We start from the raw sequence: 24,079 nt of genomic DNA, 5'->3' as shown, positions 1-24,079 counted from the left end.
GCTTCACGCCCGCTGCGCGCACAACAACGCGAAGCGCTGATCCTGATCTGTCCACACCTTCCGTACCCCGAAGCCCGCGGACGCGAGCTCCGCGGCAATCCCGTCCTCGGTGAACTTCGCCGAGATCTCGGTGCGCAGCTGCTCGCCCGCCGCGAAGGTGATCTCCAGATCCAGGTCGTCGATATGCACCGAGAGTTCACGAAGTGCTTCCAACCGCATTTCGATCCACTGGTTCTCGGCATCCCAGAGCGCGACGTGACGGAAGTCTTCCAAGGGAAAGTTCGCTCCCAGTTGCTTGTTCAGGACCGCGAGAACGTTGAGGTTGAACTGGGCAGTCACGCCGGCAGCGTCGTCGTAGGCGGGCACGAGAACCGCCGGATCGATCACCAATCCCACCCCCAGGATCAGGTTCTCCCCCGGAGCGAGCACCGCTGCGATCCCCGAGAGGAACTCGGCTCGTTCTGCGGGAACGAGATTACCGAGAGTTCCGCCGAGAAAAGCGACCGCGCGCCGTCCACCACCGGGCAAATGATGCAGCGAACCGGTGAAGTCGCTGACCACTCCGAGCACGTCGATTCCGGGAAACTCGGCACCGACTTGCTGCGCCGCGCCTTCGAGGGCCGTCACCGAAACATCCTGCGGTACATACGTTCGCAGAGTTCCGCGAGCCGTCATCGAGTCGAGGAGTAACCGCGTCTTCTCCGAGGAACCTGAACCCAGTTCGATCAGGATCTCGGGTTCGGTCAACGCCGCGATCTCGTCGGCGTACTGCGTGAGCAGGCCGCGTTCGGTACGGGTGGGGTAATACTCGGGTAAGGCCGTGATCTCCTCGAACAGTTCACTTCCACGCGCGTCGTAGAACCATTTGGGCGAGAGCCACTTCGGCGTTGCGCTGAGCCCTTCCCTGGCCTCGGCTCGCAGTGCGTCGACCGATTCGGCCGGTGTCAGATAAACCTCGAGCGTAGGGGTTTTCATTTTTCTCCCATCGGGATCGGGGTGATGATCACATGGCCGGGACGCGCGCAGACGATGTGCCGGTCCGGCACCTGCTCCCAGTCCGGGGATCGATCGAACGGTTCGGAAACGATCAGGGCCCGCGACTCGTCGACCCGCGTGTACAACGTGTGGCCCCACGCCGTGGCCCACAGTTCCTGCCCGTCACCGAACAGGAGGTTCAATCGTGAATCCGGCGCCGCCGCAGCCACATCGTGAACGAGGCTCGTCACGGCGACCTCCGCGGGCTTCGACTTCAACCGATGCCGAAGCACTGTCCACAACAAGGCAGCATCCGTCGGGGCGGGCATCTTCAGCAGTTCGACGGCCGGAACTTCTGCCGCCAAGTCGGCAAGTGATCCAGGCCAACCGGATACCGCTCCGTTGTGACTGAAAGCGTAGGTTCCGTCGACGAACGGTGCGCAGGCACCGATCTCGACGGCCATCCCCTCCGTCGCGGAACGCACGGCGGCGAGGACGGCTCCGGAACCGATGTGGGACAACGTCTCGTCGACGGTCGGGTCCGACCAGATCGGCGAGATACTGCGGTACCGTCCCTGTCTTCCACCGTTCCACCACACCGCACCGAATCCGTCGGCATTGATGGTCCCGCCGCCGCGCATCTCGCGAGGTGCCCACGACTGTCGCATCAGTGAGTTCTCGCCGTCGTGGATGAGTTCACGAACCGAACGTGGCGGCCCGAGATACCCGAGGTGCCGACACATGTCAGGGTCTACCCGAAATCGTTCTGGCGCAACGAAAACCCGAGAAGATCTGGCGCCTGATCGGATGGTCCCAGTTACGGAACGTCCCACGACAGGCAACGCTGTCGGTCCCGAACGATCCCCCTCGCAACACCTTGTAGTCGCCGCCGAAGAATACCTCCGAGTACTCCCGATACGGGAAAGCCCGGAAACCCGGATACGGATGGAAACCCGAAGACGTCCACTCCCATACGTCGCCGATCAACTGCTCGACACCCGCTGCTGACGCCCCTGCTGGGTAAGAGCCGACGCCGGCGGGGCCGAGATGGCGTTGACCGAGATTGGCGAGATTCTCGTCTGCGGAGACGTCCCCCCAGGGGAACCGTCGTGATCTTCCGGATTCCGAATCCCAGCGCGCGGCCTTTTCCCATTCCGCCTCGGTGGGAAGCCGTTTGCCTGCCCAGCTGGCGTAGGCCTCGGCCTCGTAGTAGCTCACATGCACGACCGGCTTGTCCGGCGGAACCGGAGCCTCGACGCCGAAAGTCTCGTGCCACCAACCCGAATTGTCGTGTTCCCAGAACAGGGGTGCACGAAGTTTCGCGTCGACGCGATGCCGCCAACCGTCGCGAGACCACAGTTCCGGTCGGGAATACCCGCCGTCCTCGATGAATTCGACGAACTGCCCGTTGGTGACCGGGAATCTGTCGATCGCGAAGTCGGTGACATAGACCTGATGCGCAGTGCGCTCGTTGTCGAGTGCCCACGGTTCGTCGTCGGTCCCCATGACGAAGGGGCCGGCCGCGATGGTGACCTCGTCGAGTTCCGGCATGCGGGCCGCTTGCGGAGCGGGAGTCGCAACGAGTGCCGTGGGCCCCGAACGCAATTGGTGGGTCGCGAGCATGGTCTCGGCGTGTTGCTGCTCGTGCTGCGCGATCATCCCGAAGGCAAAACCGTCCACGTCGAGTTCTGTACGACCGAACGTGCTGGCTTCGAGCACATCCCAGACCTTCCCACGGACCGTACGTACGTATTCGCGCGCCTCGGCCGGGTTGAGCAGGGGAAGTGTAGGTCTCGACGATCTCAAATGCTTGAAAGCGTCGTACAGCTCGTCTATGTCGCTACGCACCGGATCGCGACCACCGACATCACGCACCAACCAGAGTTCCTCTTGATTACCGATGTGCGCCAGGTCCCACACGAGTGGACTCATCAACGGGGAATGCTGAGCGATCAATTCGGTATCGTCGACGCAGTCGGTGAGCAGCGTCGACCGCTCACGCGCTCGCAGAAGTACGGCCTCGACCGCTTCCTTGGTGATCTCCCCCGTCATGTGTCGCTCTCACCGGGCACGATTGCGCGACAACACCGTTCGGCTGCGGCATCGAGAAGACGAACGAACTGCGGCTCTGGCGCGTACGACGCGGCGAGCGACATCAGAGAGGTTGCAGCCGAACGCAGTTCGACATCGTCCAATCCGTACTCCGCCGCGTCTCGCCACCGCCCGGCCGTAGATGCTGCAGCATCACTGGCCTCCCTCATCACGGCAGGCCCGGACAGCAACGCGTCGATCGCTGCTACCGGTACTCGCCACAGATCTCCCGGCTGCGCATCGATGTAGCGAACCTCCAGATGCCCGACGGCGCGAACCGGCGGGAACAGCGTGGACAGGTGATAGTCCAAGTCTGCCCAGACGGGTCGGCGTCCGATCTCGGCATCCACAGCGCCGTCTATCCAGTCTCCGAAAGTGGCACCCCGCGGAGCCGTCCAATCGTCACCCTCGTTTCGCACACACATCAGCGGAACATCGAGCGCCCAGCCGGCGTAGTCCTGCACTTCCGGGACTGCGACCGTTCGCCAGGAATCGAGTTCGAGCCACGTCCGCATGCGTTGGGACGCCCAATCTCCCTTCGGAACCCCTTGCAAGCGTGGAGAACACGCAAACGCTGCGATGAGAGCCGGGCCCATGTCCCCGAGGAGCCGCCAACGCTGGGCGATGGACTCCGGGCTGCCGCCGGCATCGACACTGATCTGTACTGCCGCGGTATTGCACATCATCAAGGTGCCGTACGGTCCTATCCCGGCGAAGCGGGATTCCATTGCGCAATAACGCGGCAGCCGGAGAATCCGGGAAGGTGGGCGGGCGACGTCGGCCGCCGCCGAACTGATTTCGATGGAGTACGGCGCGAGGAGTGTTTCGAGAGTACGACGGTCGTCGTCGAGGCAGTCACACAGTTCGCGAGCGGACGTGCGCGGCGCTGAGGAGAGTTCTATTTGTCCGCCAGGTTCTACGGTGACGAGGCTGCCACGCGAAAGCGGTGCCGCCGGTGAATCCGGGTCGATACTGGTGGGTGCATGTCGCCCGAGTGCCCTTGCCAGAGTCGCGGCTGACGGCCTCTCTCCACCGGGAACGTGGCTGGTCAGCCACTCGAGCTCAGCTCCTACCAAGCGGGGTGGCCCCTGTTTGAAGCACACACCACCGACGTAGGCCTCGGCCGCAGGACGCGAATCCACCTGCGTGGTCTGTGCTGCTGTCAACGCTGCTGTCACCATTCGACTTCCCCTTCGGGCGGTCTTCGCGGTCGCTACCGACGATAGAACGCCAACGTCCGAGATGCACCCTTTGTGGTGTTACGTGTCGTTGAATTTCTTCAGTCGTATCCACCGGTACCCACAACCGGCCAGAACAACACCTACCCCGGAAACAACCGCGATCCACGGAAGTGTGACCACCAGAACGACACAACCAGCCGCGCCGACCGCTTGCAGCCACTTCGGATACATCCGGTCCACCCCGCGCTGGCTGTACGCACTCACGTTCGCGACGAGGTAGTAGAGCAGCACTCCGAACGACGAAAAGCCGATCACCCCACGAAGATCGGTTGTCGACACCAAAACGATCACGACAGCACCGACCACAAGTTCCGCATGGTGAGGTACCTCGAACCGTGGGTGGACTGCTGAGAGGGCAACCGGCAGATCACGCTCGCGTGCCATCGCCATCGCCGTACGGCTCACCCCCGCGATCAGAGCCAGCAGCGCCCCCGCCGATGCCGCCGCGGCACCGATCACCACTACGGGAACCGCCCAGTTCCACCCGGTCGCGCCCACTGCATCGGCCAAGGGCCGTGCCGAGTTCGCCAGCCGATCAGGCCCCATCGTCACCAACAGCACCACCGCTACCAGTGCATACAGGATGACGGCGACGGTGAGAGCAATCAGGATCGCCCGCGGAATCGTGCGGCGCGGATCGCGCACTTCCTCCCCCAGCGTTGCGATCCTGGCGTAGCCGGCGAAGGCGAAGAACAGCAGCCCCGCCGATTGCAGGATTCCGTACCACGACCCGAACGCGAGATCCGGGAGCTCGCGCACTGCACCAGGACCGACGACGGCAACCAGCAGCGCTACGCACAGTGCTGTCGCCGACACAGCGACGATCACCCTGGCCATGTGCGCCGTCCGCGTCACTCCGCGGTAGTTGACTGCAACCATCGCCGCCACCACCAATACCGCGACGGGAACACGCCAGGCGGTAGGCGCAACATACGTCGCGAAAGTCAGGGCCATTGCCGCGCAACTCGCGGTCTTCCCGATCACGAACGACCAGCCTGCGGCAAACCCCCACCAGGGTCCGAGCTGCTCACGTCCGTAGACGTAGGTCCCACCCGACATGGGGTATCTGGCCGCAAGCTGCGCCGACGACGTCGCGTTGCAGAATGCGATGAACGCTGCAATCGCCAGGCCCACAAGCAACCCGGTACCGGCCACCGCGGCAGCGGGCGCGAACACCACGAAGACTCCGGCGCCGATCATCGCGCCGAGGCCGATCACTACGGCATCGACCGTGCCCAGCCTTCGCTCCATCGGGACAGCTTCGTTCACAGGTAGTTTGAACCACACCGACATGAACGGAAGGTGCCATGTTCGATCTCGACACGATCCGCCGCGACACTCCCGGATGCCTCGACAAGGTGTTCCTCGACAGCGCGGGATCCTCGCTCCCACCCGAGCCGGTGCTGACCACGATGATCGAGCACCTGCGACGTGAAGCCGACGTCGGCGGATACGTCGCAGCTGCTCGTCAGAGCGGCGCCCTGGCTGCTGTTCCGCATTCGCTGGCCCGGGTCATCGGCGCTCAGGCAACCGATATCGCGTTGACGGACAGCGCGACCCGCGCGTGGAACGACTTCTTCGCCTCGGTTTCGCTCGGACCTGGTGATCGAATCCTCATCAGCGGAGTCGAATACGCGAGCAACGCCATCGCCGCGCTGGGGCGGGCGCGTTCGACCGGCGCCCACGTCGAGATCATCCCGAGCGATCAGTACGGACGCATCGACCTCGATGCACTCGAGAACATGCTCGACGATCGGGTTCGCCTCGTCTCCGTCGTCCACGTCCCCACCAACGGCGGCCTGATCAACCCCGTCCGCGAGGTCGTCGAATTGGCCAGAGCCCATGGCTCTCTCGTTCTGCTCGACGCGTGCCAGTCCTTCGGCCAGTTGCCCATCGACGTCACCGAACTCGGCATCGACGCCCTCAGCGCCACCGGCCGCAAGTGGCTCCGCGGGCCACGCGGAACCGGATTCCTGTACGTCCGCCCCGGACTCGTCGACGCGCTCGAACCCGCTGCGATGGACCTGCACGGAGCGGAATGGACGAGCGAGAACAGCTTCGTCCCCGCACCGGACGCAACACGATTCGAACTCTGGGAGACGAGTGTCGCTGCGCGCCTGGGTCTTGGCGTCGCCGCCGATTATCTGCTCTCGATCGGCACCGACACGGTGTGGGCACAGATCGAATCCAGAGCAGTCGCGCTGCGGCAAGGGCTGGCATCGATTCCCGGAGTCGACGTCCACGATCGAGGGACCCAGCTGAGCGGCATCGTTTCCTTCACCGTCGAAGGTATTTCCGAGCACCTCGTGCGGGATCAGCTTGCAGCACAGAACATCACCGTCACCGTCAGCGGTCGCGGGTCCACGCTCCTCGACATGGATGCACGCGGGCTCGACGCCGTGGTTCGCGCATCGCCGCACTACTTCGTCAACGAAGCGGACCTGGACGCATTCCTTAGCGCGGTCAGGAGATTACAAACCTCCCGTTGACCGGGACCACACCTGATCCGCGGAAGTCGAAACTGCAACTGTGTGGCGATCAGTAGTTTCGTCTTCCGAAAGGACGCTTCGCATGGCCGACTCGACCGTCAGACCGATCTCCGCTGCAGACATCACCACCTGGGACTACGAGGCCGACGTCGTCGTCGCGGGATACGGCATCGCCGGCGTCACCGCTGCGATCGAAGCAGCGCGTGCGGGCGCCGAGGTGCTCGTCCTGGAGCGGACGGGCGGTTGGGGCGGAGCCGCGTCACTGGCTGGTGGATTCATCTACCTGGGCGGTGGAACGCCGTTGCAGAAGGCGTGCGGGTTCGAGGACTCGGTCGAGAACATGAAGACGTTCATGAAGGCAGCGCTCGGCCCCGGAACCGACGACACGAAGATCGACGCGTACTGCGAGGGCAGCGTCGATCACTACAACTGGCTCGTCGACGCCGGCGTCCCGTTCAAGGAATCGTTCTGGGGTCAGCCCGGCTGGGAACCGCCGTACGACGACGGCCTCATGTACTCAGGCGGCGAAAACGCCGCACCGTTCAACGCGCTCGTCGATCCCGCGCCCCGCGGACACGTCCCGCAGATGAGCGAGAAGAAGACCGGCGAGCAGGGCGGCGGCTACATGCTGATGAAGCCACTCGTCGAGACGGCCGAAAAGCTCGGCGTCCGTGCAGAATACGATCTGCGTGTCCAGACTTTGGTGGTCGACGGCGATCGGGTCGTGGGAGTTGTCGCCAAGCGCTACGGCAAGGACGTCGCGATTCGTGCCCGCAAAGGCGTCGTGCTTGCGATGGGCAGTTTCGCGTACAACAACGAGATGGTGCGCTCGAACGCACCGCGTATTTTCGGCCACCCGGCGGCCTCCATCGAAGCGCACGACGGCCGCGCAATCCAGATCGGTCAGGCCCTGGGCGCCGACACCGCACACATGGACGCCACCGAGGTCGCGTTCTTCTGCGACCCACAGTTGATGGTGCGCGGGATTCTTGTCAACGGCCGTGGTCAGCGATACATCCCCGAAGACACCTACCCGGGCCGCATCGGACAGGCAACACTGTTCCAGCAGGACAACCAGGCATTCCTCGTGATCGACGAAGCTGCGTACGAGGAAGGCATGAATGCCGAATCGTCCAGTGCGCAGTTGCGGGCGCAGCCGACCTGGGTGGCGGAAACCGTCGAGGAACTCGAAGCCGAGATGGGGCTTCCCGCCGGATCGCTGCAATCGACCGTCGACCTCTACAACCGTCACGCGGCTGAAGGGTCCGACCCGGTGCTCGGCAAGAAGTCCGAGTGGGTCAAGCCGATCGTCGGCCCGTTCGCGGCAATCGATCTACGTGGCCGCACAGGCGGATTCACGCTGGGAGGATTGAAGACAACCGTCGATTCCGAGGTTCTGCACGTCTCGGGTGCGCCGATCCCCGGACTGTTCGCAGCGGGGCGCTGCACGTCCGGTGTCTGCGCAGGTGGTTACGCCAGCGGAACCAGTCTCGGCGACGGCAGCTTCTTCGGACGTCGTGCCGGAATCAGCGCAGCGCGCTAGGTCACCACAACCCGCACGCCGTCGGCAAAGCGGTACGGCTGAGTCTGCAGAACCGCGCCGAGGTGTTTCCTCAATCTGGACACCTCGGCGCGCACTGCCACCACATGCTCGCGATCACCGAAGAGCACTTCGCTCAGGCCTGCGGCATCCACGCCAGCCGATCCCACAGCTGCCAGCGCACGCAAGATCTGAGCGTGACGCGGCGAAAGCGCGCGCGTCCAGTTTGCATCACCACGCACCGTCACCTGCGGCGATGCACCGAGGGACAGCTCGAGCTCGATCACCGGCCCGCCGACGCCGGTGCGCAACAGCCAGCCGTCACCGAGCGGCTCAGGCAGACACATCCCAAGACCTGGCACGACGACGGGCTTGCCCGCACTGGGTGCCGCCACGCGGTCAGGTGCGGCAATCCCGCTGGCGCCGGCCACCCAGCCGAACTCGTCGACCACCAATGCCGGACCCGTGCCCGCCGCGAACAATGGCGCCGCCCGCGAGCGCAGGCGATCGAGCTGAGCTGCATGCTCGCGCCACAGCGTCGCCTCCGCGAGGCGAACCGCGGTGCGAACCAGCGCGACAGTGGTGGGATGCACCGAGGCTGCTGACCCGCTGATGTCCACCACACCCAGGATCTCGCCTGTCCGGGGGTCGTGCACAGGTGAGCCGGTACATGACCAATTGTGATGCGTCGGCGCATAGTGCTCGGCCGAGAAGAGTTGCACCGCAGAATCTTCGATCAGCGCGGTACCGATCGCGTTGGTACCCACCGACTGCTCCGACCAGCGCGCGCCTTCGGCGAACCCGAGTGCGTCCGCCGCACGTTTGACGGTCTTCGCCCCTTCGCGCCAGAGCAGGACACCGTCGGCGTCGGCAACGACCACGATGAAGCCCGCGTCCTCGGCGACCTCGGTGAGCGTGGTTCTCAGTTCGGGCAGAACGCTGCGCAGCGCGGTACGCGAACGCCTCGACTCCAACTCGGAGAAATCGGCGACAGCGGACGCGCCGCAATGATCGGGCGCGAGCCCACCCGCAGCCACCCGCGACCACGACCGCGCCACGACGGTCCGCGGCTGCGCCGGTGGTTCCTGCCCCGAGAGAACTGCGTCGTGCACCCGGCTCAGTAGGCGCGCATGTTGCGACAGGTCGGTACCCGGCACGACGGCACCGAGCCGACTGCCTTCGGGAGCGCTCCCCACGGTGGTCACTCCGTCAGGCTACCGCTTTCGATGTGACGCGAACCACGTCCACGCGGCCAGGTCCCCACCACCTGCGATTAGCGGCGGGGAGCAAACTCCGGTAACGTATCCAAAGTTGTCTCGGCGAGGGTGAATCGCAGCAGTTCCACACGTTGCAGGTTTACCGTGATCGACGCGGCTACGGCTCAGCTCGAGCGTTTCGCTCCTGGCCGTGTGCGCGCCTGTCCGCCTTGCCGCAGGCAAAACCACACGTCAGTAAACCGAGCACGAACCCCGTGAGTTGTAGGAGCCGTTTCATCATGTCTGAAGAAAACAACCTCGTCGCCGTCGTCCGCACCGAATTCGGCAAGGGCGCAGCTCGCCGCGCACGTCGCGACGGCCAGGTCCCCACGGTTCTGTACGGCCACGGCGAAGATCCCCGCCACCTCAACGTGCCGGCTCGCGACTTCGCTCGCATCCTCCGCGCACAGGGCACCAACGCCATCCTCACCCTCGACATCGAGGGCACGGAGCAGGTTGCACTGACCAAGTCGGTCGTCGTGCACCCCATCCGCAGCTACATCGAGCACGCTGACCTCCTCGTCATCAAGAAGGGCGAGAAGGTCACCATCGACGTTCACGTCGTAGTCGTCGGTGACGCTGCTGCAGGCACCATGGTCGCGCAGGATGCATCGACCATCTCCATCGAGGCAGACGCCCTCCACATCCCCGAGCAGATCGAGGTCTCGGTCGAGGGCCTCGAAATCGGCACCCAGATCCTGGCAAGCCAGCTCGAACTGCCCGCCGGCTCCGTCCTGCAGGCTGACGCCGACACCCTGATCGTCAACGTCGTTGCTGCACCGACCGAGGCTGACCTCGAAGAGGGCGCAGAAGCTCCCGCCGCCGACGAGGCTGCAGAAGAGGCCTGATCCTCTCGGTTCCAACAGAACTCACTGCGCGCGGCGCGTCATTCCGATTCGGAGTGACGCGCCGTTCGTGCGTAGCAGGAAAAACAAGCCAGAAAGTAGCGTCCGTTGAGCACAGATACCGCCCTCGTCATCGGCCTGGGTAATCCCGGCCCGCAGTACGAGAAGACCCGGCACAACGTCGGCTTCATGGTCGCCGGCACCCTTGCCGGGCGCATGGGCGGAAAGTTCAACGTACACAAGAAGAGTGGCGCCGAAATCGTCGAAGGTCGCCTCGCCGGACGACGCGTGATTCTCGGAAAACCACGCTCGTACATGAATCTCTCGGGTGGCGCGGTCGCCGGTCTCGCGCGATTCTTCTCGGTCGATGCCGCGAACATCATCGTCGTCCACGACGAACTGGATCTCGATTTCGGGACCATCAGACTCAAACTCGGCGGCGGCGAAGGCGGACACAACGGTCTGCGGTCCATTTCGAGTTCGTTGACCACCAAGGACTACCTGCGCACGCGCGTCGGGATCGGTCGCCCGCCGGGCCGCATGGACCCGGCGGACTACGTTCTCAAGCCGTTCTCGTCCACGGAGCGAAAAGAACTCGATCTCGTGTGCGAAGAAGCTGCGGATGCAGTCGAGCTACTGCTCGAACTCGGGCTCGAAGCCGCACAGAACCGCTTGCACTGACAGTCAGTTACCCAGCAGGGCAGCCGAATTGGCGCGGCGGAGCTTTCCCGACGACGTCTTCGGAATACTGCCGGGGCCCAGAACCGCAACGGCGCGAGGCCGGACACCGACGTCGGCAACCACGGCGTGGACCACTTCGCGCTCGATGCGCTTGACCTCTTCCGGATCTTCGAAAGCGTTGGTCTCGACGGCGACCGCAAAGCTCTCACGCTTCTGGCCGGCATCGAGACGGATTGCGACGGCATTTCCCGGGCGCACACCGGCAACGCTTCCGGCCGCCCGTTCGATGTCTGTGGGGTACACGTTCCGGCCGCCCATGATGATGACGTCCTTGACTCGCCCGCACACCACGACCAGTCCTTCTTCGGTGAAGTACCCGACGTCACCGGTATCGAGCCAACCGTCGGAGTCCTGCGCCGGCTTGTGACCTTCCACCGTGACGTAACCAGGGGTCACTGCCTTGCCGCGAACCTCGATGATTCCGACGCCGCGGGCCGGAAGCACCTGGCCGTCGCGGTCGACGATGCGTCCCTCGAGGTCAGGCACCATCTTTCCGAGTGTGGCGAGGGCACGAGCGTTGGGGCGATTGGACGGCACCGCCCGAGACATCGACTCGAGGAAGTCGGGATCGACGTAGTCGAGGACCTGACCTTGATCGGGATCCGGAATCGACACGGCGAGCGTGGTTTCCGCCATTCCGTACACGGGAGCGAGCGCGGTCGGGTTCAAACCGAAACGCGCACCGGCCTCGGCGAGGGCATCCATCGTGTCGGGATCCACCGGTTCGGCGCCGTTCCACATGTATCGGACGCTGGACAGGTCGACTGCCCCGTCTTCTGCCTGTGCGAGTCGACGAGCCAAGAGCGAATACGCGAAGTTCGGTGCGGCGGTGACAGTTCCGCCGTACTTGCCCATGAGTTCCGCCCACAGCACCGGGGTGCGCAGGAAATCCATCGGCGTGATGCTGATGACCTCGGCGCCCACCTGCATCGGAACCGTGAGGAAGCCGACCATGCCCATGTCGTGGAAGAGCGGAAGCCAGCTCACCATCACGTCGTCCTCGATGGAGAACTTGATGCGGTTGATCATCGCGTACGCATTTGTGTAGAAGTTCTCGTGCGTGATCTGCACGGCCTTGGGCGAACCGGTGGAACCTGACGTCAACTGTTGGAGTGCGATATCCGATTCGGCCGTCTCCACGGGATCGATCGAGGTTCCGCCACGAAGCTCGTCCACCGTCACGACGGTGATGCCACGCTCTTCGAGGAGCGGCTTGGCCGCGTCGAATGGTGCACCCAGAATGACGGCTTTTGCGGAGATCATGTCGATCACCGTCTCGGTGTCCTGAGCCCAGATGCCCAGATCCGTTCGGGGGGTCGGCTGATGCAGCATCGTCACCGACGCACCGCGCATCCACGTCGCCTGGCAGGCAGGCGCGATGTCGACGGGCTGTCCGGCGAGAATGCCGATCGCGACGCCGCGATCGATGCCGACCTCGGCCAGGCCACCGGCCATGCGCCGAGCTTCCTGGTGGATGTCGCCCCAGGTCTGACGGAAAGCGTTGTCGGGCTCTCCCGTCACCAGGCCGCGGTCGGTGACTGCGGCGGTCGCGTACATCTCTTCGGTGAACTTGCTCAACGCAACTCCTCGGTCAGTGTCACTCTTCGATTCAGTGCAACTCTTCGCAGGACACAAATGGCTGTGTGTTCGAACACACACATACATTGATAATCAGCGATCGTTCGCCGAGTGTTACGCCGCAGTGGCTACTGCCTCGTGGTCTGCGAGTATCCTTTCTCTGTTGTGCTGCCGCACTCTCCACCTGTCCGCGCACCGGCACGTCGCCGGCACCGACGCCCACTTCGAGAGGTTCTTCGTTGACTACCCCGTCCGACTCGACCGTCCCTTCCGACTCGACTGTCCAGTCCGACACCGAAGGCCCCGATTCAACCGAGAGCGGGTCGGTCGCGGTCACGACGACGACCAAGGGCTTGTCCGCCGAGGCGGAGCGTCGCCGCACCTTCGCCGTCATCTCGCATCCTGACGCCGGTAAGTCGACACTCACCGAAGCGCTGGCACTGCACGCGAAGAAGATCTCCGAGGCAGGTGCCGTCCACGGCAAGGCCGGCCGCAAGTCGACGGTCTCTGACTGGATGGAGATGGAGAAGGCCCGCGGCATTTCCGTCAGTTCCACCGCACTGCAGTTCAACTACCACTCGTCCGAGACCCCGGACGAGCAGATCAACGTCATCAACCTCGTCGACACCCCCGGTCACTCCGACTTCTCCGAGGACACGTACCGCGTCCTGACCGCCGTCGACGCAGCCGTCATGCTCATCGACGCTGCCAAGGGCCTCGAACCGCAGACGCTCAAGTTGTTCCAGGTGTGCCGTCACCGCGGCATTCCGGTCATCACGGTCATCAACAAGTGGGACCGCCCCGGCCAGACTCCTCTCGAACTGCTCGACGAGATCAGCGAACGCATCGGCCTCACGCCCACTCCCCTGTACTGGCCCGTCGGCATCGCCGGCGACTTCCGAGGACTGTTGCGGCGCGGCGAAGACGGTGAGGCTCGCGAGTACGTCCGCTTCACCCGTACCGCAGGCGGCGCGAAGATCGCCCCCGAAGAGGTCATGGACGCCGACGCGGCGCTCGCCAAGGAAGGCTCCGAGTGGGAGACCGCGGCCGAGGAGAGTGAACTGCTCTCCGCTACCGGCCAGGACCACGATCAGGAGATGTTCCTCGCCGGTCAGACGTCCCCGGTGATCTTCGCGTCCGCGATGCTCAACTTCGGTGTCCGCCAGATCCTCGACACTCTCGTCGAATTGGCGCCGCCGCCGCGGGGCCGCGAAGACCTCAGCGGCAAGCCGCGCGAGGTCACCGATCCGTTCAGTGCGGTCGTCTTCAAGGTGCAGGCCGGTATGGACACCGCGCACCGTGACCGTCTGGCGTTCATGCGCATCGTCTCCGGCGTGTTCGAGCGCGGCATGGTTGTCACACACGCTCAAACCGGCAAGCCCTTCACGACCAAGTACGCGCAGACGGTATTCGGCCGTGAACGTTCCACCGTCGAATCCGCGTTCCCCGGCGACGTCGTCGGCCTCGTCAACGCCACCGCACTCGCACCCGGCCACACGCTGTACACCGAGAAGAAGGTGGAGTTCCCGCCGATCCCGTCGTTCGCGCCGGAACACTTCTCGATCCTGCGCGCCGAAAGCGCCGGCAAGTACAAGCAGTTCCGCCGTGCAGTCGATCAACTCGATTCCGAGGGCGTCGTCCAGATTCTCCGCAACGACATCCGCGGCGACGCCTCCCCCGTCATGGCTGCTGTCGGCCCGATGCAGTTCGAGGTCGTCGCAGCGCGCATGAAGGCCGAGTTCAACGTCGAGGCCAAGATGGAACCACTCGGCTACGCATTGGCCCGCCGTACCGACGCCGCGTCCGAGGTCGAACTGAACCGTCAGCGCGGTGTGGAGGTCTTCACCCGATCCGACGGTGTCCTGCTCGCCCTTGTCAGTGACAAGTGGCGCCTGCAGTACATCCAGAAGGAACTCCCGGATCTGACGCTCGAACCCCTCGTCGCTGCTGCGGACTGATGAGCCTGATCGAGGCGCTGTTCGACGCTGAACTGCACATCGGCAGCGCCACGATTCTCTGGCGAGAGATCATCGGAAACGCGTTCGGGATAGGCTCCGCGATCGCGGGCGCGCGACGCTCGGTATGGGCGTGGCCTGTCGGTATAGCCGGAAATGCCTTGTTGTTCACGGTCTTCATGGGCGCACTTTTCCACACGCCGCAAGAGCTCAATCTCTACGGCCAGGCCGGCCGTCAGTTGTTGTTCATCACCGTCAGCGCCTACGGGTGGACCCAGTGGCGACGTGGGGCACGTGACTCCGGTCGCGCAGTCCTGCCCCACTGGGCGACAACTCGCGAGCGAGTCGCCATGATCGCCGTCATGGCAAGCGGCACAATCGCTTTCGCCTGGATATTCGACCTTCTCGGCTCGTACGGAGCGTGGGCGGAGGCCTGGATCTTCACCGGCTCGATCCTCGCGACGTACGGGATGGCACGCGGCTGGACCGAGTTCTGGCTCATCTGGATCGGCGTCGACGCTGTCGGCGTTCCCCTTCTATTCCGGGCCGGGTACTACCCGTCGGCGATCCTCTATCTGGTCTATGCATTCTTCGTTCTGTGGGGCTTCGCGATGTGGCTGCGCATTCAACGCCGAACTCCACAAGGGGTGTAACAGTAAACGGACTCCTGGTATGTTTGCGTCGATTAAGCAAACCAGCGGTCTGTTTACGGGCATCAGGAGCGAACAATGGAAGACAAGAATTCTCACGGAATAACGGGCCCCAACGGTTCCGGCAACGGATCGAGAGCCAGTAGTTCCGCGAGTAATGGTTCTGCGAGCAACCTTCCCACGGGTAACGGTTCTGCGAGCAACCTTTCCACGAGCAACGGTTCCAGCAGTGCCACCGCCACAGCGGATTTTCTGTCGACCGCACCCAAGCAATCGGATGCATTCACGTTTCCGCTTCCTACCCGAACCACGGCCGCACACAGCAGCGGAGAGGACCTTTCAGTGCCAGCTTCAACACGCGAATCATCGAGGACACTCGAGACTCGGAGTCGCACCGTCGTACGGCGCGACGCGATGGGCGTAGCCGCCGTTCGAGTGGCCGGTCGACTCACCCACACCGAACTCATCGCGAATCAGGCCTCACCCTCGAGCACGCATTCCTCCGATCCCACGATGGATCTGGACGAGTTGCTCACGATGCTCGGCAGCTACCTGTTGTCCTCGGGGTTCGAACATCCAGAAATCCACGCCAAGCTCGGTGGACAGTCGATCGTCGTCAACCTCGTATCGCCGGAGATCAGCGCCAGCTGAGCTCGACCCAGCTGTTCAGGGCCACAGCACTGCTCGTGTCCATGCTCGGTCCGAGCCGCGCCGGTACAACCATCGCTGATGCCGACGCCCGGAGTCTGCCTGCCAGAACTCGACAGACTCCGGCTCGAGGCACCACGCACGCCAGTCCTTCGACACGAACCCCGGGTCGTCACTGATTCTTGCTTCCGCAGCGGCCACCGATGTGTCGTACGCCCCTAAGTCTTCGAGCACCTCGCTCTGCTTACTTGCCGTCGCCACCGCTCTCGCAGTGACGGAGCGTTCGACGAAGTCTCGGCTTCGAAGTGCGTCGTCGCCCTCGCGAACCAACCCGCGAATCCGGACCTGCTGGCCCGTCTCACGCCAGTAGAAGGCGAGCGACGCTCGCGGATTTTCTTTCAGCTCAATGCCTTTCGGCGAAGCAGCTGAACCAGAAAACCAGAACCCGCCCTCGGTCACGTCCTTGAGGATGAGGAAGCGGGAATCGGGCATACCGTCACTGTCGACGGTCGCGAGCGCACACACGTGTGGCTCGACGACGCCGAAGGCCACGGCCGCACGGAGCCAGTCGAGGAACAGCTCTCCCGGCTTTTCCGGAAAATGTTCAGGCTCGGGCGGCGGAGTTCCGGTCAGTGCGGGGATACCGCGAATCCACGTCCGTACGTCAGGCAGCGAAAAATCTGCATCAACCATGAGCCGACTCTAATCGCGGACGGCCTCAGGAGACGTTGCGAACTACCGAGTCGCCGAACGAGGGTTGCTGCAGCAGTGCCCACTTGTTGGACGTCAATCGGAAACTCGGCATGTCGGCGAGCGCCACCACCGATTCCCAGGTCCGCTCGTAGCTCGTGTGGGAGATTCGCCATTCACCGTCGCTGCAGCGGGTGTATCTGTCGTGATAGAAGGCCGATCCGCGAAGAAGCATGCCGTCTTCGGGGATCACCACAGTGTCCGCGAGGCACCAGATCCCGGTTGCGGTGTCTCCGTCGACGTCGATCTCGGGTTGCCCGCACTGATGTTCAGTGATGACGTGTGATCCGAGGGTGTTCTCGAGGAAGGAGACGAACGAATCTCGGGAATCGAAACTGAGTTGTTCTCCGTAGATCGCGGTGGCGTCGACGGTCAGAGTGTCGGCAAATTCGACCCACGATTTGGTGTCCAAGGCGCGTGCGTATCGGTACTTGAGTCTTTGGATGAGAACAATCGCTTCGAGATCCATGATCCCCGCCTCCCGGTGCAGCAACCACCCGTCCTATGTGTGCACATTAGCCTGTATCACGCCGAAACGGGCATTACTCTCAAAGCTAGTAGAAATGTCAGCCGATAACACGCTTTTCCAGGCCGTCGAGCATGATCGTGATCTTCTCGTCCAACCAGCCTCGCCCGTGCCACGTCGATTCGTCGCCGATCCCCTCGACCAATGACTCCGACGCATTCCAACTCTCCTGATACGCCTGGCGCGCAGAACGCGAATCCGCGGAGCTCACGGTCTTGTCCATTGCCGCCATCATTGCGAACTGCGTCATGGTCACCTCGGAGATGAAGTCCACCGCCAGGACCGCGTCATGTGGTGTGAAGCCCTGCGCAGTCAACGAACCGACCAGTTTCTCCACGATCTCGATTATCGCCGGTGGCGTGCCCGGAACTGCGAGACCGACCTGGGCTAGACCTGGGTAGCGCTCGAACGAGGACCACAGAACGTCGCACAAATCCGTCAGAAACTCACGCCACGGACGATCCGTGTCCGGCCATACAGTCTGACGCACAACGTGATCCGCGCAAGCCCGCAGCAGCGCTTCACGGTCCGCGAAGTAGCGATAAAGTGCAGAATGGCTGACGCCCAGACGTTTTGCCACACTCGGCATGGTCAATTCACTCAGATCACCAGCCAGGGCGGCCTCGACGATGTCCACTGTCGACAACGTCGGCGGCCGCCCCGTCTTCTTTCCGGTTTGCATTCTGCTCAGCCTGCCACCTGCTCAGCCCGCTACCAACCGCCATCCCGACGCACGGTGGCGCTGGTTCCAGAACGCGGCGTAGTTCCCACCGGCTGCGAGCAGAACTTCGTGGGTTCCCACTTCGACGATCGATCCGTCGTCACCGAGCACGATGATCTGGTCTGCGGCCACGACGGTCGACAGCTTGTGCGCGATCACGAGCAGTGTGCTTTCACTGGCGAGTTCCTGCATCGCACGCTGTACATGGGCCTCGTTCTCGGGATCGAGCGCGGCCGTCGCCTCGTCGAGCAGAACGATAGGTGCGCGTTTGAGGAGTGCGCGCGCGATGGAGACCCGCTGCCGCTCTCCACCGGACAGTGCCGTCCCACCCTCACCGACGCGGGTGTCCCAACCCCGCGGAAGTCGCTCGACGATTTCCGCGACGCCCGCGATCCGAGCCACGTCGAAGACGTCATCGTCCGTGGCTTCGAGGCGACCGAGGCGGATGTTCGCGATCAACGTGTCGTCGAAGAGGTACACGTCCTGGAAAACCAAGGACAGTTGCGACATCAGATCGGCACTCGTGAGGTCCCGCACATCGACGCCGCCGACACGCACCACCCCCGAGTCGACGTCGTAGAAGCGCGAGATCAGCCGGGTGACGGTGGTTTTGCCAGACCCTGACGGACCGACCAACGCCGTCAGCGACTTCCGCGGCACCTCGAAGGAGATGTCCCGCAGCACCTGCCCACCGTCCGCGTAGCCGAAGTCGACGGCGTCGAACTGCACGGCCGTCTCCCCCGTCGGCTGCCCGCTGGTATCGGGTTCTACCAATGGTTCCACTTCGAGGATCTCGGACATCCGACGGATTTCGTTGCGTGCCATTCTGATTGCACCGCCGAACTCGCCGATCTCACCCAGCGGTTGGATGAACCGTGCGGTCAGGCCGAGTAGCGCGATCAACGTGACAGGGTCGATGTCGCCGCCGAGCGCGAGGAATGCACCCAGGATGATCACGGCAGAGAAGACGAATTGCAGGGCGATCCCGTTGACCACGGACCCGATCACCACGAACCACAGTTGTGAACGACCCGCAGTGTGTTGCGCTTCGATCGCGTCGTCGAGCGGTTCGTACACCCCGTGTGTGCGTCCGAAAGCACGCAGGACCGGTTGGCAACGAGCGTATTCGAGCACTCGATTGTTCGATTCGACGGCTGCGGCATGTGCCCGATCGTCGGCCTTGGCAGTCATCGTCGAGGCAAATCTTGCTGCCGCGAACAGAATCGGAACGCTGACCATCAGTGCCAGCCCGAGCCGCCAGTCGAAGAACAGCATGCACACGACAATGGTTGCCGGGCTGGCAATTCCGGAGATGATCGGTGTCATGAGGTGCGCAGCCGCCCCCATCACCGAGATGGTGCCCTTGCTGGCAACCTGCGAAACCTGGCCGAGTCGGCCGGCGCCGAACCAGCCGAGGGGCAGAGTGACGAGATGATCTCCCAGGCGCAGATGCATAGTCCTCAGCAGCGTGAGGGCCGACTCGAATCCCTTCATCGCCTGCAGGTAATGCGCAATCGAACTGATCCCAGCGCACACGGCCATAGCTGCGAGCCACCGAAGGAAACTGCCCCAGTCCTGATCGAACAGTGCCTGCACCGCCGGGACCAGTAGCGCCACTGCCAAACCTTGCATCACGCCGTACAACACTGCCCACACCAGGAACTCGCGATAGCGGCCCTGATTCTGCGGGCCGAGTATCCGGAAGAGGTCGCGAATCATGAGTTGGCCTTTCCTGCTGCGTCAGACGTACCAGCGATGCTGTCGGCCCGACTGTGTTCAATCGAGTCGGCCCGACTGTGACTCGCCCACATCCGGGCATAGGTTGAACCACTCGCCACAAGCTGATCGTGCGTGCCCTTCTCCACGATCCGTCCGGCGTCGAGGACCACGATCTGATCGGCACTCACGATCGAAGCCAATCGGTGCGCGATCACCAGCACGGTGCGGCCGACCGTCAAGCGCGACAACGCCTCCTGGATATCGGCTTCGGACTCCGGATCGGCGAAAGCGGTTGCTTCGTCGAGCACGAGAACAAGAGTGTCCGCGAGAATCGCACGCGCTATGGAGACTCTTTGGGCTTCACCACCCGAGAATCTGGCGTCGACCCCGACTACGGAGTCGTAGCCTCTCGGGAGCGCTTCGATTCGGGTGTCGATCTGCGCGGCTGCGGCAGCGGCCTTCACCTCGGCCAAAGTCGCCTGCGGTCGGGCAAGCCGAATGTTGTCGAGCACGGTCGCTTCGACCAGCTGCACGTCCTGCAGAACGAATCCGACGTGGCGGTACAGCTCGTCGGTCGCCACGTCCCTGACGTCGGCACCACCGATGGCCACGGATCCGGCACGCACGTCGTGGAACCTCGGAACCAGCGTTGCCAGCGTCGACTTACCCGAACCCGAAGGTCCGACCAACGCCGTCACCGTGCCCTCCGGCAGTGTCAGATCGATGTCGGTCAGAACGTCGGCGCCGTCGTCGTAGGCGAAAGAAACTCCGGAGAATCGAACTTCGTTCCCCACGGGACTTTTCGGATGATCGGTTTCCGGCAGCGCCTCGGTCGAGAACAGCGCAATCAGTCGCGCCGCAGCGGCGGCTGCCTCTCGGCGAGCCTGCATACCGAAACCGATGGTCGTCACCGACACCGGAATCACCATCGCGACAAGAGAACTGGTCAGCACATCGATGGGTGACACCCATCCGGAGTGGACGAACCACGAGCCGAGGCCAAGGTTGACCACCAGCACTACCGGTGCGCTCAATGCAATCGAGGCCAGCGCCTCGGTCCGGAGCATCGGGCGAACCCAGCCCTCGTACGAGAGTGCAAATGCCTTGGCGGCGTCGCGGTACCGGGAGTGTGACTGCTTGTCCTGACCGAAGGTCTTGACCACTGCGATACCGGTGACGAACTCGACGATGGTGTTGCTGATGGCCGCGATGCCCTCATTCATCCGGCTCATCTTGACGGCCATGTCCTTGGTCATCGTCGCGTAGGCGATCATGTAGATCGGGAGCGTGGCAATCGCGACCAATCCCAGACGCCAGTCGATCGAGATCACGTAGCCGAGTCCGACGAGCGGCACTGCGATGGCTCCGGTGGTCTCGACGGCGCTGTGCGCAACCAGGTAATGGAGATCGGAGATGTCGTTCTGCGCGGCTTTGCGCACGGTTCCGGACGAGTGGGAGGTGAACCAGCCCAGGGGAAGTCGACCGAGAGTCGCTGCGATTCGACGCCGCAGCACCGCCTGCAGATTCACATCGGCGAAGTGCGTCACGATCAACGCACCGCCTCCGAAGAACGCACGCATACCCAGACCGAAGACGACCACCCACACGATCGTCCAGACACGGGACGAGTCGACGTCACCGCCCACGATCAGCGTCTTACCCAGTTCGGCGATGGCCACGTACGGCACGATGGCGGCGACCGCGGCGATCACCTGCATCACCATCGCGATGGTGGTCCGCGTGCGCACTGGAGCAAGGAGTTCGCGAAGCGCGCTCTTGTGCTCCGCCGCTTCAGCTTTGGCTTGCGAGGCTTCGGCCGCCGCTCCTTGTGATACGTCGGCCTCTTCAGATGAAATGTCTGCTTTCGTGGCCTGTGTCGTCGTCATTTCGAGAACGCCTTCCATCGGGTAACTGCGTCGGCGTCGGATGCGATGCGTCCTTGGAGCTCCGCGCCGGTGAGTGTGCGATCGGCAAGTGCCTCGAGGTCTTCGAGGATCCAGTAGACCGCGAAGGGATAACTGCCGAACCAGAGTTCGCCGCTGACGTCTGCCGTGCGCCCGGCCTGCACCGCAGGGATCTCGTTGAACAACGGATTTGCGTGTACCAGTGCGCCGTCGTAGATGTTTCCCGAGGTCACGACCATCGCGTCCGCCGCGTGCTGCCCGACCTCCTCGCCCGACACCGAAGACGTGGCAACACCTGTGTTCGGTCCGATCTTCGCGTCGAGTTCGGCTTGTGGACGCCTGAAACCGGCTTCCTCGATGATCGAGGACATCGGCGACTGTGGGATGACGGTGTAGATGCCGCCGGAGAATCCCACCAGCACGGACAACGTCTGCGGTTGCGCCTCGACCGTTCCGGATACTTCGGCAAATCTGGTCTCGAGCCTCGACACGATTTCGCGAGCTTCGGACTCTCGACCCAGAGCAGTCGCCGCGGTATTCAGAACTTCGCGCCACGGCGCCGCATAGGCGAGCACCGTCGTCGGGGCAATCTCGTTGGCCTGAGCCGTGATCGACGTCAGCGACCCGACGTCACTGAGCAGGATTCTGTCAGGATCGACTGCTGCGATCTGTTCGACGTCGGGTGACTCGAAGAACGTCGGTTTGTCGATGACCTCTACGCCCTCGCTCTGCAAGATCTCCTTCGCCGCCTGTGATTGCAGGGTGGCAAAGACCGTATCGGGCTTGACCCCGAGCGTGAGCGCGTTGAGTGCTGCGAACTCGTCCAGTGCGAGCAACTTCTGTGGCGCAGGCGCGGCAGAGGACTCGTGTGCCGCTGCGTCGGCGTCATCGACGCCCGAGGAGCAACCGACAATGGCCGTTGCTGTCGCTGCGAGTGCCGTTGCTCGCAGGCCCCACTGCTGCCGCATCCTTCTCTCCCTGCTTTAGTTACACACTGTCTCGATTAGGGGAGCCTACAATAACTCAAGCCGTTTGTGCAGCCCTCGCCACCGGAAGTGCAAACGCCGGCAGACACGCGACAACGCTGATGACTGCGCCCATCACGAACGCCGCTCCGAACGAATCACCGGAAATACCGATCGCCAGGACTGCTGTGGTTACCGGCGCACCCACCGCCGATCCCACGGTCCTGATCACGCTGTTGACACCACTGGCCGCTGCCATCTCCGATGGCGGCACGATCGAAGCAACCAACAGAGCACAGACCGCGAACCCCACGCCGTTCCCCAACCCGACGAGGGAGAAGAACAGCACGATCGCAACCACCGAACTCGGCCAGATTGCAAGTCCGATCGCGCCCGTCGCCATGAGTGCCAGCGCTGTCACCGCCGGTACTCGCGGCCCGTATCGCCGCGCGAGAGCCGGCGTCAAACGCCCGCCGAGAAAGACGAGTACAGCGGCAGGCAAGAGCGCCAACCCGGTCTGCACGACAGTGAATCCGCTTCCGTACGTGGACGTGTCCGGCGCCTGGAGGATCCGCGGCAGGCAGAGGTAGAAGATGTACGGCACGAACCCGAACACCAGAGTGAGTGCGCTGGTGATCATCATCGGTTTGTCCCGAAAGACTCGCATGTCGACAATCGGCGCGTCGTGGCGGGAATCGACGGCAATCAGTGTCGCGAACGAAACGAACGCGATCACAACCAGACCCCAGAATCCGAGCGACAGAACTCCCCAGTCGGAGGCTTTGGTGATCGCCAGGAGCAGGCTCACCAACCCGAACGCGAGTGCTCCGGCACCGGCCCAGTCCGTCGGCATACCCGGCCGGCGATGCGAACCCGGAACCACGGCCACCACCGCGACCAATGCGAGCACGATCAAGATCCCGGTGATCACGAACAACCACTGCCAACTGAGATACTCGAGAATGACACCGCCGATCACCAGTGCACTTCCGGCACCGATTCCCAAAGTCCCAGCGAGCCAACCTATCCCCGAAGACAACTCGGGGCCCACAACCGTTCTCCGCAGTACTGCCATCGCGAGCGGGAAGCTCGCCATACTCACTCCCTGGACGGCCCGAACGACCAGCAGCACCCCGATGTTCGGCGCTGCCGCGGCGGCGAATGTGGCGAGGGCAAAGATGATCAGAACGATCACCAGAACTCGCTTGTCGCCGAACCGGTCACCCATTGCCCCGACGATCGGAGCCATCACCGCGGCCGCCAACAGATAGGACGTAAGAATCCACCCGGTCACCGCCACGGACGTGTCGAAATGCTCACCCAACACCGGCAACGCCGGTACCAGCATGGTCTGCATGAGCGAGTAGACGAGTACCGCTCCAGCCAGGGCTGCGATCACCCGGCTCCCGGATCGCGTGGGCGCCTCTGCCAAGGTCGTCATCGACACCTTCCTCCAATCATGAATCGAATCGGAACGGAACACTC

The 24,079-nt window shown here is 63.5% G+C and carries 22 protein-coding genes; 7 read left to right on the top strand and 15 right to left on the bottom strand.

Annotated elements, in window-relative coordinates; all coding sequences use genetic code 11:
• Positions 1 to 3 precede the first annotated feature (3 nt).
• The 5 genes from egtD to QM596_RS08140 all read right to left on the bottom strand — a co-directional run bounded on the left by egtD (position 4) and on the right by QM596_RS08140 (position 5,600).
• Positions 4 to 975, bottom strand: coding sequence for an L-histidine N(alpha)-methyltransferase (gene egtD, locus QM596_RS08160; protein WP_070795938.1), 972 nt, complete (start codon positions 973 to 975; stop codon positions 4 to 6).
• Positions 972 to 1,718 (bottom strand): ergothioneine biosynthesis protein EgtC, encoded by a 747-nt coding sequence (gene egtC / locus QM596_RS08155; RefSeq protein WP_020908572.1) that lies wholly within the window; start codon positions 1,716 to 1,718, stop codon positions 972 to 974. The genes egtD and egtC overlap by 4 nt, the downstream gene beginning before the upstream one ends.
• 1 nt (position 1,719) lies before the next feature.
• Complete coding sequence (gene egtB / locus QM596_RS08150) at positions 1,720 to 3,027, bottom strand: ergothioneine biosynthesis protein EgtB (RefSeq protein ID WP_279163671.1); 1,308 nt, start codon at positions 3,025 to 3,027, stop codon at positions 1,720 to 1,722.
• Positions 3,024 to 4,247, bottom strand: a complete 1,224-nt coding sequence (gene egtA, locus QM596_RS08145; RefSeq protein ID WP_283308627.1) for an ergothioneine biosynthesis glutamate--cysteine ligase EgtA — start codon at positions 4,245 to 4,247, stop codon at positions 3,024 to 3,026. The genes egtB and egtA overlap by 4 nt, the downstream gene beginning before the upstream one ends.
• Before the next feature lie 78 nt (positions 4,248 to 4,325).
• Complete coding sequence (locus QM596_RS08140) at positions 4,326 to 5,600, bottom strand: APC family permease (RefSeq protein ID WP_283308626.1); 1,275 nt, start codon at positions 5,598 to 5,600, stop codon at positions 4,326 to 4,328.
• 14 nt (positions 5,601 to 5,614) lie between these two features.
• On the opposite strand from QM596_RS08140, the gene QM596_RS08135 reads away from it, so the two are divergent.
• Positions 5,615 to 6,796, top strand: a complete 1,182-nt coding sequence (locus tag QM596_RS08135) for an aminotransferase class V-fold PLP-dependent enzyme (RefSeq protein ID WP_283308625.1) — start codon at positions 5,615 to 5,617, stop codon at positions 6,794 to 6,796.
• 82 nt (positions 6,797 to 6,878) lie between these two features.
• Positions 6,879 to 8,339: an FAD-dependent oxidoreductase gene (locus tag QM596_RS08130; protein ID WP_283308624.1), complete on the top strand. Its 1,461-nt coding sequence runs from the start codon at positions 6,879 to 6,881 to the stop codon at positions 8,337 to 8,339.
• Here QM596_RS08130 and QM596_RS08125 read toward each other — a convergent pair.
• The gene (locus QM596_RS08125) at positions 8,336 to 9,541 is read right to left on the bottom strand and encodes a GAF domain-containing protein (RefSeq protein WP_030244335.1); all 1,206 of its coding nucleotides are present in this window, start codon (positions 9,539 to 9,541) and stop codon (positions 8,336 to 8,338) included. The genes QM596_RS08130 and QM596_RS08125 overlap by 4 nt on opposite strands.
• 290 nt (positions 9,542 to 9,831) lie before the next feature.
• Here QM596_RS08125 and QM596_RS08120 point away from each other — a divergent pair, with 290 nt between their 5' ends.
• Together QM596_RS08120 and pth are read left to right on the top strand one after the other, a co-directional pair.
• The gene (locus tag QM596_RS08120; protein WP_020908579.1) at positions 9,832 to 10,440 is read left to right on the top strand and encodes a 50S ribosomal protein L25/general stress protein Ctc; all 609 of its coding nucleotides are present in this window, start codon (positions 9,832 to 9,834) and stop codon (positions 10,438 to 10,440) included.
• Between the two features lie 105 nt (positions 10,441 to 10,545).
• Positions 10,546 to 11,118 (top strand): aminoacyl-tRNA hydrolase, encoded by a 573-nt coding sequence (gene pth, locus QM596_RS08115; protein ID WP_003946229.1) that lies wholly within the window; start codon positions 10,546 to 10,548, stop codon positions 11,116 to 11,118.
• Between the two features lie 3 nt (positions 11,119 to 11,121).
• Here the strand turns inward: pth and QM596_RS08110 are convergent, their stop codons facing one another.
• Positions 11,122 to 12,756, bottom strand: coding sequence for a fatty acyl-AMP ligase (locus tag QM596_RS08110; protein WP_020970304.1), 1,635 nt, complete (start codon positions 12,754 to 12,756; stop codon positions 11,122 to 11,124).
• Positions 12,757 to 13,109: 353 nt separating this feature from the next.
• On the opposite strand from QM596_RS08110, the gene QM596_RS08105 reads away from it, so the two are divergent.
• Both QM596_RS08105 and pnuC read left to right on the top strand, forming a co-directional pair.
• The gene (locus QM596_RS08105) at positions 13,110 to 14,714 is read left to right on the top strand and encodes a peptide chain release factor 3 (protein ID WP_135000451.1); all 1,605 of its coding nucleotides are present in this window, start codon (positions 13,110 to 13,112) and stop codon (positions 14,712 to 14,714) included.
• The gene (gene pnuC / locus QM596_RS08100) at positions 14,714 to 15,364 is read left to right on the top strand and encodes a nicotinamide riboside transporter PnuC (RefSeq protein ID WP_283308621.1); all 651 of its coding nucleotides are present in this window, start codon (positions 14,714 to 14,716) and stop codon (positions 15,362 to 15,364) included. The genes QM596_RS08105 and pnuC overlap by 1 nt, the downstream gene beginning before the upstream one ends.
• Positions 15,365 to 15,456: 92 nt before the next feature.
• On the opposite strand, the gene QM596_RS29710 is transcribed toward pnuC, so the two are convergent.
• Complete coding sequence (locus tag QM596_RS29710; protein ID WP_306294056.1) at positions 15,457 to 15,648, bottom strand: hypothetical protein; 192 nt, start codon at positions 15,646 to 15,648, stop codon at positions 15,457 to 15,459.
• Between the two features lie 55 nt (positions 15,649 to 15,703).
• Here QM596_RS29710 and QM596_RS29705 point away from each other — a divergent pair, with 55 nt between their 5' ends.
• Positions 15,704 to 16,012, top strand: a complete 309-nt coding sequence (locus QM596_RS29705) for a hypothetical protein (RefSeq protein WP_283301934.1) — start codon at positions 15,704 to 15,706, stop codon at positions 16,010 to 16,012.
• A 15-nt stretch (positions 16,013 to 16,027) separates the two neighbouring features.
• On the opposite strand, the gene QM596_RS08090 is transcribed toward QM596_RS29705, so the two are convergent.
• From QM596_RS08090 to QM596_RS08060, 7 genes are all read right to left on the bottom strand, one after another.
• Positions 16,028 to 16,702 carry a pyridoxine/pyridoxamine 5'-phosphate oxidase gene (locus QM596_RS08090; RefSeq protein ID WP_283308618.1) on the bottom strand — a complete coding sequence of 225 codons (675 nt, stop codon included), beginning with the start codon at positions 16,700 to 16,702 and terminating at the stop codon, positions 16,028 to 16,030.
• A 25-nt stretch (positions 16,703 to 16,727) separates the two neighbouring features.
• Positions 16,728 to 17,228: a nuclear transport factor 2 family protein gene (locus QM596_RS08085; protein ID WP_020970307.1), complete on the bottom strand. Its 501-nt coding sequence runs from the start codon at positions 17,226 to 17,228 to the stop codon at positions 16,728 to 16,730.
• Positions 17,229 to 17,325: 97 nt separating this feature from the next.
• On the bottom strand, positions 17,326 to 17,967 hold the full coding sequence (locus tag QM596_RS08080; protein ID WP_019744674.1) for a TetR/AcrR family transcriptional regulator: 642 nt from the start codon (positions 17,965 to 17,967) through the stop codon (positions 17,326 to 17,328).
• Between the two features lie 21 nt (positions 17,968 to 17,988).
• Complete coding sequence (locus tag QM596_RS08075; RefSeq protein WP_283308615.1) at positions 17,989 to 19,725, bottom strand: ABC transporter ATP-binding protein; 1,737 nt, start codon at positions 19,723 to 19,725, stop codon at positions 17,989 to 17,991.
• Entirely contained in the window at positions 19,722 to 21,611 is a 1,890-nt protein-coding gene (locus QM596_RS08070) for an ABC transporter ATP-binding protein (RefSeq protein ID WP_283308613.1), read from the bottom strand. The genes QM596_RS08075 and QM596_RS08070 overlap by 4 nt, the downstream gene beginning before the upstream one ends.
• Positions 21,608 to 22,597 (bottom strand): ABC transporter substrate-binding protein, encoded by a 990-nt coding sequence (locus QM596_RS08065; RefSeq protein WP_283308612.1) that lies wholly within the window; start codon positions 22,595 to 22,597, stop codon positions 21,608 to 21,610. The genes QM596_RS08070 and QM596_RS08065 overlap by 4 nt, the downstream gene beginning before the upstream one ends.
• A 55-nt stretch (positions 22,598 to 22,652) precedes the next feature.
• A complete protein-coding gene (locus QM596_RS08060; protein WP_283308610.1) occupies positions 22,653 to 24,035 on the bottom strand; it encodes an MFS transporter in 1,383 nt (460 codons plus the stop codon).
• Positions 24,036 to 24,079: the final 44 nt, after the last annotated feature.

Source organism: Rhodococcus sp. IEGM 1406, assembly GCF_030056745.1.
GTDB classification, from domain to species: domain Bacteria; phylum Actinomycetota; class Actinomycetes; order Mycobacteriales; family Mycobacteriaceae; genus Rhodococcus_F; species Rhodococcus_F erythropolis.
The sequence above is the reverse complement of the archived record's forward strand: the minus strand, read 5'-3'. Positions and strand labels throughout refer to the sequence as shown.

Coding starts and splice junctions, on each gene's coding strand:
- QM596_RS08080 (WP_019744674.1), bottom strand. CDS start 17,967: ATGCAAACCGGAAAGAAGACGGGGCGGCCGCCGACGTTGTCGACAGTG.
- QM596_RS08090 (WP_283308618.1), bottom strand. CDS start 16,702: ATGGTTGATGCAGATTTTTCGCTGCCTGACGTACGGACGTGGATTCGC.
- QM596_RS08135 (WP_283308625.1), top strand. CDS start 5,615: ATGTTCGATCTCGACACGATCCGCCGCGACACTCCCGGATGCCTCGAC.
- QM596_RS08120 (WP_020908579.1), top strand. CDS start 9,832: ATGTCTGAAGAAAACAACCTCGTCGCCGTCGTCCGCACCGAATTCGGC.
- QM596_RS08060 (WP_283308610.1), bottom strand. CDS start 24,035: ATGACGACCTTGGCAGAGGCGCCCACGCGATCCGGGAGCCGGGTGATC.
- QM596_RS08065 (WP_283308612.1), bottom strand. CDS start 22,597: ATGCGGCAGCAGTGGGGCCTGCGAGCAACGGCACTCGCAGCGACAGCA.
- pnuC (WP_283308621.1), top strand. CDS start 14,714: ATGAGCCTGATCGAGGCGCTGTTCGACGCTGAACTGCACATCGGCAGC.
- QM596_RS08140 (WP_283308626.1), bottom strand. CDS start 5,600: ATGTCGGTGTGGTTCAAACTACCTGTGAACGAAGCTGTCCCGATGGAG.
- egtA (WP_283308627.1), bottom strand. CDS start 4,247: ATGGTGACAGCAGCGTTGACAGCAGCACAGACCACGCAGGTGGATTCG.
- QM596_RS08075 (WP_283308615.1), bottom strand. CDS start 19,725: ATGATTCGCGACCTCTTCCGGATACTCGGCCCGCAGAATCAGGGCCGC.
- egtC (WP_020908572.1), bottom strand. CDS start 1,718: ATGTGTCGGCACCTCGGGTATCTCGGGCCGCCACGTTCGGTTCGTGAA.
- egtD (WP_070795938.1), bottom strand. CDS start 975: ATGAAAACCCCTACGCTCGAGGTTTATCTGACACCGGCCGAATCGGTC.
- QM596_RS08130 (WP_283308624.1), top strand. CDS start 6,879: ATGGCCGACTCGACCGTCAGACCGATCTCCGCTGCAGACATCACCACC.
- egtB (WP_279163671.1), bottom strand. CDS start 3,027: ATGACGGGGGAGATCACCAAGGAAGCGGTCGAGGCCGTACTTCTGCGA.
- QM596_RS08085 (WP_020970307.1), bottom strand. CDS start 17,228: ATGGATCTCGAAGCGATTGTTCTCATCCAAAGACTCAAGTACCGATAC.
- QM596_RS08070 (WP_283308613.1), bottom strand. CDS start 21,611: ATGACGACGACACAGGCCACGAAAGCAGACATTTCATCTGAAGAGGCC.